The 7,090-nt window shown below is 65.9% G+C and carries 7 protein-coding genes and 1 riboswitch; of the genes, 2 read left to right on the top strand and 5 right to left on the bottom strand.

Going from position 1 to position 7,090, the window contains the following annotated elements; all coding sequences use genetic code 11:
* From BST40_RS13405 to BST40_RS13390, 4 genes are all read right to left on the bottom strand, one after another.
* A partial coding sequence (locus BST40_RS13405; RefSeq protein ID WP_142276730.1) for a transglycosylase family protein occupies positions 1-461 on the bottom strand: 461 nt, incomplete at its 3' end.
* Positions 462-470: 9 nt separating this feature from the next.
* Positions 471-664: riboswitch (cyclic di-AMP (ydaO/yuaA leader) on the bottom strand.
* A gap of 236 nt (positions 665-900) precedes the next feature.
* A complete protein-coding gene (locus BST40_RS13400) occupies positions 901-1,191 on the bottom strand; it encodes a MoaD/ThiS family protein (protein ID WP_075548288.1) in 291 nt (96 codons plus the stop codon).
* 4 nt (positions 1,192-1,195) lie between these two features.
* Positions 1,196-2,281 (bottom strand): GTP 3',8-cyclase MoaA, encoded by a 1,086-nt coding sequence (gene moaA, locus BST40_RS13395; protein ID WP_075548287.1) that lies wholly within the window; start codon positions 2,279-2,281, stop codon positions 1,196-1,198.
* A complete protein-coding gene (locus BST40_RS13390; RefSeq protein WP_075548286.1) occupies positions 2,278-2,682 on the bottom strand; it encodes a YccF domain-containing protein in 405 nt (134 codons plus the stop codon). The genes moaA and BST40_RS13390 overlap by 4 nt, the downstream gene beginning before the upstream one ends.
* Positions 2,683-2,845: 163 nt before the next feature.
* On the opposite strand from BST40_RS13390, the gene BST40_RS13385 reads away from it, so the two are divergent.
* Both BST40_RS13385 and BST40_RS13380 read left to right on the top strand, forming a co-directional pair.
* Entirely contained in the window at positions 2,846-3,250 is a 405-nt protein-coding gene (locus BST40_RS13385) for a cold-shock protein (RefSeq protein WP_036410085.1), read from the top strand.
* A 325-nt stretch (positions 3,251-3,575) separates the two neighbouring features.
* Positions 3,576-5,540, top strand: a complete 1,965-nt coding sequence (locus BST40_RS13380; RefSeq protein ID WP_083154485.1) for an acyl-CoA dehydrogenase family protein — start codon at positions 3,576-3,578, stop codon at positions 5,538-5,540.
* A gap of 333 nt (positions 5,541-5,873) precedes the next feature.
* On the opposite strand, the gene BST40_RS13375 is transcribed toward BST40_RS13380, so the two are convergent.
* Positions 5,874-7,061 (bottom strand): PPE family protein, encoded by a 1,188-nt coding sequence (locus tag BST40_RS13375; protein ID WP_075548296.1) that lies wholly within the window; start codon positions 7,059-7,061, stop codon positions 5,874-5,876.
* Between the last annotated feature and the right edge of the window lie 29 nt (positions 7,062-7,090).

The following is a 7,090-nucleotide window of genomic DNA, read 5'->3' as shown; positions in this document are numbered from 1 at the left end:
GGGGGTGGGGCGTCGGCCAGCGGGGCCGGTTCGCCGTTGACATCCGGCGCATCGACGGGCGCGTCCATCGCCGCCGGAGCAGGAACGTCGCGGGGAGTGGCAGACGACAGCCCGTGACCGCACACCGGCCAGGCGCCGCGGCCCTGGGTGGCCAGCACTCGCTCGGCGACCGCGATCTGTTGTTCCCGGGTGGCCAGTTGGGCCGACGGGGCGAACTCGCCGCCGCCGTGGGAGGCCCAGGTGCCTGGGGTGAACTGCACGCCGCCGTAGTAGCCGTTGCCGGTGTTGATCGCCCAGTTACCGCCGGACTCGCAACGGGCTACCTGATCCCATTCCCAATCGGTGGCCGCGGCCGCATGACCGGCCATGGCGATGCCGCCGCCGCCGAGCACCGCGCCGGTAAAGGCGACTTTGGCGACGCTGACGCTTGATGTGGTGGGCTTACGGTGACGTCCACTCATACGCTCGGTTATTCCTCTCTGTACACGCCTACGAGGTCAGCTGTCGGGTTCGGGTTGGTTCAAAACCAGAGAGGCCACCCGGCCAGCGTCGTACTCCGGTGAGACGACGTCGGCTTCACCCCAAGGGCCGTGAACGGCCCTGGTCCGATCTCGGCGGACCCGGTGGGTCCCCCGCCTCCATCCGCGTTCGGAACCCCTCACCTACTGGATGGAGCTCGGCGCGTGGTAGGCAGGGTGGGCAAGTCAGTGGTTCGTTGACGAGCCTTCGGAGACGGTAGCGGTTTCAGCCAATCTCGTCACGTGTGAGATGGGCCGGCGTTTTGCTCACAGACGCCGCCGAAAACCCCAAGAAGCGCGGCTATTTGCGCAGGTCATAATGCTCGACACCGCACCGTGTCCGGCTTGTTATCGTTCCGTTACGTGACAAATCTCACAGCGATCAGCCGCCCGCAAAGGGGGGGAGTACATCAAGCGTGTCGCCGGCGGATAACGATGTGGCGTCGTCTCGGACGGCAATACCGTCGCGCAGATAGGAGCATCGGCCCAACACCGTTGCCAGCCGAGCGTTGCGTGCGGCCAGGCCGTCGACCAATTCGGCCACCGTGGCGCCGGGCCGCAACGTGACTGTTTCCGACTCGATACCGGCGGCCGCTCGCGCCGCCGCGAAGTAGCGGACGGTCACCTGAATCCCAGTGGCATCTGCCACCGAGTTAGCCAGCGTGTTAGCCATCGGGTTAGCCACCGATGGCGCTCATCGGGCGGTCGGGCTGCACGAAATCCGGATCGTTGATGCCGTGGCCGGCCGGCTTGCGCCACATCGCGGCGCGCCATGCCCGCTCGATCGCGTCGTCGTCAGCGCCGCTGCGCAGCAGGCCGCGCAAGTCGGTCTCCTCGCCGGCGAACAGGCAGCTGCGGATTTGGCCGTCGGCGGTAAGCCGGGTGCGGTCGCAAGTCGAGCAGAAGGCATGCGAGACCGAGGCGATGACCCCGAACTTGCCGGCCGGCGTGTCGGGGCCCGAGTCGGCCAGCCAGAGCTCGGCCGGGGCCGAACCTCGCGGGGCCGGGTCGGGCCGCAGCCGGAAATGCGGGCGCAACGCTGCCAGCACATCGTCGGCGCTCAGCGCGGCGTCGCGGCGCCATTGGTGCCCCGCGTCGAGTGGCATCTGCTCGATGACTCGCAACTGGTAGCCGTGTTCCAGGCAGTAGCTCAGCAGCTCGACGACATCCTTGCGGCCGGTGGCGGGGTCGAGCACGGCGTTCACCTTGACCGGGGTCAGGCCGGCGTTCTTGGCGGCGGCCAGGCCCTCCAATACGTCGGTGAGCCGGTCCCGACGGGTGATGGCGGCGAAGTGGGCGCGGTCCACGCTGTCCAGTGAGACGTTCACCCGGTCCAGGCCGGCGTCGGCCAAAGCGGCTGCCCTTCGTGCCAGCCCGACGCCGTTGGTGGTCAACGAGATCTCCGGACGAGGCCGCAGGCCGGCCGTTACGACAACGACCTCTTCCAGGTGGCGGGCCAACAGCGGCTCGCCGCCGGTAAACCGCACGCTGGTGACACCGAGCCGGGTGACGGCGAGACCGATCAGCCTGCCCAGCTCCTCAGCTCGCAGCAATTGCTCCCCCGGCAGCCAGTCCAGGCCGTGCGCCGGCATGCAATAGTTGCACCGCAGATTGCAGCGGTCGGTCAGCGAAACCCGTAGATCGGTTGCGACCCGGCCGAAGCTGTCCAGCAACGGGCCTTCCACGGGGGCGGCGTCCGGTAGGGCCGCTGGCTCCGGCAACCGGCCACGCACCGTCGGAACGCCCAGCGCCGTCACCGTCATACGGTCACGCGTTCGATTCGAGCCGGCGCACCGACGGGAACGATCTCTTTGCCCAACGGCACCAACGACACCGGGATCAGTTTGAGATTGGCCAGGGCCAGCGGAATGCCGATGATCGTGGCGGCCATCGCCACCGCGCTGACCAAATGCCCGATTGCCAGCCAGATGCCGAACAGCAGCACCCAGATGACATTGCCGAGCAGCGCGCCGGTCCCGGCGCTCGGCTTGTCGACGATCGTCCTGCCGAACGGCCACAACGCGTACGACGCGATGCGCAGGGCCGCGAAACCGAACGGGATGGTGACGATCAGCAGGAAACAGACCAACGCCGCAACCAGGTATCCGACGGCCAACCACAGGCCACCGAAGACCAACCAGATAACGTTCAGGATCAGGCGCATATCTCCTCCAGCGGTAATCCCAGCCTACTCAGTACGCGGTAAACACGGATGCTCGGCGGCCGACGATCCGAGTAGGATCTGAGATCGTCATCGCGTCCTGCGCAGGCGGGGCGCGTCTTGGTGTGGTAAACCCAGCGATCCGTCAGACAAGCAGGTGAGAGCAGTGCCGACCGGCAAAGTGAAGTGGTACGACTCCGAAAAGGGGTTCGGCTTCCTGTCGCAGGAGGACGGCGAGGACGTCTACGTCCGTTCCTCGGCGTTGCCGGCGGGCGTCGAGGGACTCAAAGCGGGGCAACGCGTGGAGTTCGGCATCGCATCCGGGCGGCGCGGACCGCAGGCGCTGAGCCTCAAGCTGATCGACCCGCCACCGAGCCTTTCCCGCACCCGGCGGGAGGTGGTCGAGCACAAGCACAGTCCCGATGAACTGCACGGCATGGTCGAGGACATGATCACCTTGCTGGAGAGCACGGTGCAGCCCGAGTTGCGCAAGGGTCGCTACCCCGATCGCAAGACGGCTCGGCGAGTTTCCGAGGTGGTCAAGGCCGTGGCGCGGGAGTTGGACGCCTAGCCGCGCCAGCCGGGGAGGTTGCCCGCGCCGCCGTTCCGGTCGGATCGGTGGCGCGCCACGACACACTGCTCGCAGCGACACCAACTCGGTTGGCTCGCCGGCCAGGCTTATCCGGCAATGCTTTTCGTGTATGACAGCGGGCCGGGCTGGGCGGCACGGCTGTTCTGCGCCCGTCCCGCTCGAACTCGGAGGCGCGGGGCCGCGCTGGGCGATCGCACAGTTTTTGCCCCGGCCGGTAAGGGTCATTCGGGCCGTCTCTCGTCGTACTATCGGGCAGGAACCGGGTAACCAACCCCCATGTCGGTTCATCAGCGAGGAGGCCGCGATGGCGCAGCAAGTGCAAGTCACCGAACAGCAGGCGAGAGCGCTTGCCGAAGAATCGCGCGAAAGTGGTTGGGACAAACCATCTTTCGCCAAAGAGATTTTTCTTGGCCGGTTCCCGCTCGAACTCATCCACCCGTTTCCGAAACCGTCGGAAGCCGAGGAGGCCCGCATCGAGGCGTTCCTGGGCAAGTTGCGGGAATTCCTCACCACCGTCGACGGCAGCGTGATCGAGCGTGATGCCCAGATTCCCGACGAATACGTGAAGGGCTTTGCCGAACTGGGTTGTTTCGGCATGAAAATCCCGACCGAATATGGCGGATTGAACATGTCGCAGGTTGCCTATAACCGCGCGCTGATGATGGCCTCGACGGTTCATCCGAGCCTGGGCGCACTGCTGTCGGCCCACCAGTCGATCGGGGTGCCCGAGCCGTTGAAGCTGGCCGGAAGCCCGGAGCAGAAGCGGAAGTTCTTGCCCCGGTGTGCTGCCGGCGCCCTGTCGGCTTTCCTGCTCACCGAGCCCGACGTGGGTTCGGACCCGGCGCGCCTGGCCTCGACGGCCACACCGATAGAAGACGGCAAGGCGTACGAACTCGAGGGCCTCAAACTGTGGACCACCAACGGCGTGGTCGCCGAATTGCTGGTCGTCATGGCGCGGGTCCCCAAGAGCGAGGGGCATCGGGGCGGCATCAGCGCGTTCGTCGTCGAGGCCGACTCACCCGGGATCACCGTGGAGCGGCGCAACAAATTCATGGGACTGCGCGGTATCGAGAACGGCGTCACCAGGCTGCACCGCGTGCGGGTTCCGGCCGAAAACCTGATCGGCCGGGAGGGCGACGGTCTGAAGATCGCGCTCACCACACTCAACGCCGGACGGCTGGCGATACCGGCGATGGTGACCGGATCGTGCAAATGGTCGCTGAAGATAGCGCGTGAATGGTCTCGTGAGCGGGTGCAGTGGGGCAAACCGGTAGGCAAACACGAAGCGGTGGCCGGCAAGATCGCGTTCATCGCCGCCACCACTTACGCGCTGGACGCGGTGGTCGAGCTGTCCGGTCAGATGGCCGACGAGGGTCGCAACGACATCCGGATCGAGGCGGCGCTGGCCAAGCTCTGGTCCAGTGAGATGACCTGTCGGATTGCCGACGAGCTGTTGCAGATCCGGGGCGGGCGGGGATACGAGACCGCCGAGTCGCTGGCCGCGCGAGGTGAGCGCGCGGCACCGGTGGAGCAGTCGCTGCGCGACATGCGGATCAACCGCATCTTCGAGGGATCCAGTGAGATCATGCGGCTGCTCATCGCCCGGGAGGCAGTGGATGCGCACTTGACAGCTGCCGGCGATCTCGCCAAGCCCGAGACCGATCTGCGCCAGAAGGCCGCGGCTGCGGTCGGCGCCAGCGGTTTCTACGCAAAGTGGTTGCCGCAGCTCGTATTCGGCGAAGGGCAACGACCCACGGCATATCAGGAATTCGGCCCGTTGGCGTCGCATCTGCGATTCGTCGAACGCTCCACGCGCAAGCTGGCCCGCAACACGTTCTACGGCATGGCGCGCTGGCAGGCCAGGTTGGAGCAGAAGCAAGGGTTCCTCGGGCGCATCGTCGATATCGGTGCAGAGCTGTTCGCCATGTCCGCGGCATGTGTTCGGGCCGAGGCACAGCGGGTTGTTGATCCGGTCGTCGGTCATCAGGCGTATGAGCTGGCCGAAATCTTCTGTGAGCAAGCGACCCTTCGCGTCGAGGCGCTGTTCCACGCGTTGTGGGCCAACACCGACAGCAGCGACGTTCGCCTGACCAACGATGTGTTGGACGGCCGCTACACCTGGTTGGAGGAGGGGATCATCGATCAGTCGGAGGGCACCGGACCGTGGATCGCGCCCTGGGAACCGGGCCCGTCCACCGAAACCGATGTGGCACGGCGAATTTCGACGGTGTCCTCGCCCGGGCCGGTCGGGCGAACGCAAAGCGCGTGAGTTCCGCTGAGAAGCTCAAGCTCGGCTCGAAACCGGCGGTATCGTTCGGCGCGGCACCGGCCGGCGCCGGACGACCAGCCAACCGACCGCTAGGAGTATGAGCCACAACGGAAACCACGCAATGCGATCAATGCTTCGGTATCTGTGGTGAGCGTCCAGACCACGAACGCGAAGAAGGCGAGTACGGCCCAACGCATCATGACGCCACCGGGCATCCGATAGTTCGAGGCCCATGGCGTTGGTGGTGTCGACATCGGTTGTGGCGTCGGCGGCGGCAACCTGGCCGACGATCGGTGAAGTCTTCGGCACAGCCGTGTGTTTTTCGTCATTCCGCTAACCCGCAAACGGTGGCCGCAGCATCACCTTGGGACGAAAACCGTATCGGGGAGCGCTGCCTGCGGCATTGACTCCGGCGCCGGCCAGCGGCATGCCGCCCAGCATGTTGCTGCTTTCCGGAGCGGCCTCGGGCAAGGCGATATTGCTGACCAAGGGCGCCGATACCGAACCCACCGACGGAGCCGGGGCCGGGCCGGTCGCCGACCAACTGGGCGGTACCGACAACTTGCCGACGGCCGGCGCATTGCCCATACCCGCGGCTATCGGTGCAGCGCGGCCCAGCGTCCCCGCAGCATCGGTCGCGGCGCCGCCCGCGGAAGCCGCCGCCGCGCCGACGTCCGGACCGATCGCTCCGACGGCTCTTGCCGTCGAAGCAAGGCTGTTGGTGATACCGATCCCGAAATAGGGCAGGCCCGTGACGTTGTACCAGGTACCGGTCAAGGGAGAAATCAGGTTCAGGAAATCCTCTAGCCACACCACCCATGAGGGTGGCGTCGGGGCTGCTCCCGCAGAAGCCAATAGGGACGAAAGTGGCGTCGCCAGATCAAGTAAGGCGTTCGGCGCTTGAGAAACCAGCTTCGACAGCAGGTTTTGTATCCCTCCAGCAGCGGTGCCTGCGGCCTTCGCGACGGCCGCGCCTTGCAAGGCCGAAGCCGACAGGCTGGTGGTTTGCGTTGGCGACGTGAACGGTGTGAGACGGGAGGCATTCGCGGAAGCGGCGGCATACACATACATGGCCGTCGCATCCTGAGTCCACATGTCACCGTACTCCGCCTCGAGAAGCGCTATCCGCGCAGTGTTTTGGCCAAAGACGTTGGTCGAGGTCAGTGAGGCCACCCGGGCGCGATTGGCCGCAACCAGAGGTGGGGGAACGACCGAGGCTACCGCGGCCTCGTAGGCGGCGACTACCATGCGTGCCTGGGTGGCAGCGTGCTCAGCCTGTGCCGCAGTGGTTCTGATCCACGCCAGGTACGGTTGGACCGCATCGGCCATGGACGTCGCCGCCGGACCAATCCAGTCCTCACTCTGCAGTCTGGTCACAATGGTCTCGTAATCGTCTGCGGTAGAGGCTAATTCGGCAGCAACTCCGCTCCACGCCGACACAGCGGCCAACATCGGCGCCGACCCCGGGCCGGAATACATTCTAATTGAGTTGACTTCCGGCGGTAATACGCCAAAATCAATCATTGCTCTGAACCCCTTACGTCATGTCC

The organism is Mycobacterium persicum, assembly GCF_002086675.1.
GTDB classification, from domain to species: Bacteria; Actinomycetota; Actinomycetes; order Mycobacteriales; family Mycobacteriaceae; genus Mycobacterium; species Mycobacterium persicum.
The sequence above is the reverse complement of the archived record's forward strand: the minus strand, read 5'-3'. Positions and strand labels throughout refer to the sequence as shown.

Excerpts from the sequence above, each read along its gene's own strand:
- moaA (WP_075548287.1), bottom strand. The coding sequence starts at position 2,281 with ATGACGGTGACGGCGCTGGGCGTTCCGACGGTGCGTGGCCGGTTGCCG.
- BST40_RS13390 (WP_075548286.1), bottom strand. The coding sequence starts at position 2,682 with ATGCGCCTGATCCTGAACGTTATCTGGTTGGTCTTCGGTGGCCTGTGG.
- BST40_RS13380 (WP_083154485.1), top strand. The coding sequence starts at position 3,576 with ATGGCGCAGCAAGTGCAAGTCACCGAACAGCAGGCGAGAGCGCTTGCC.
- BST40_RS13400 (WP_075548288.1), bottom strand. The coding sequence starts at position 1,191 with ATGGCTAACACGCTGGCTAACTCGGTGGCAGATGCCACTGGGATTCAG.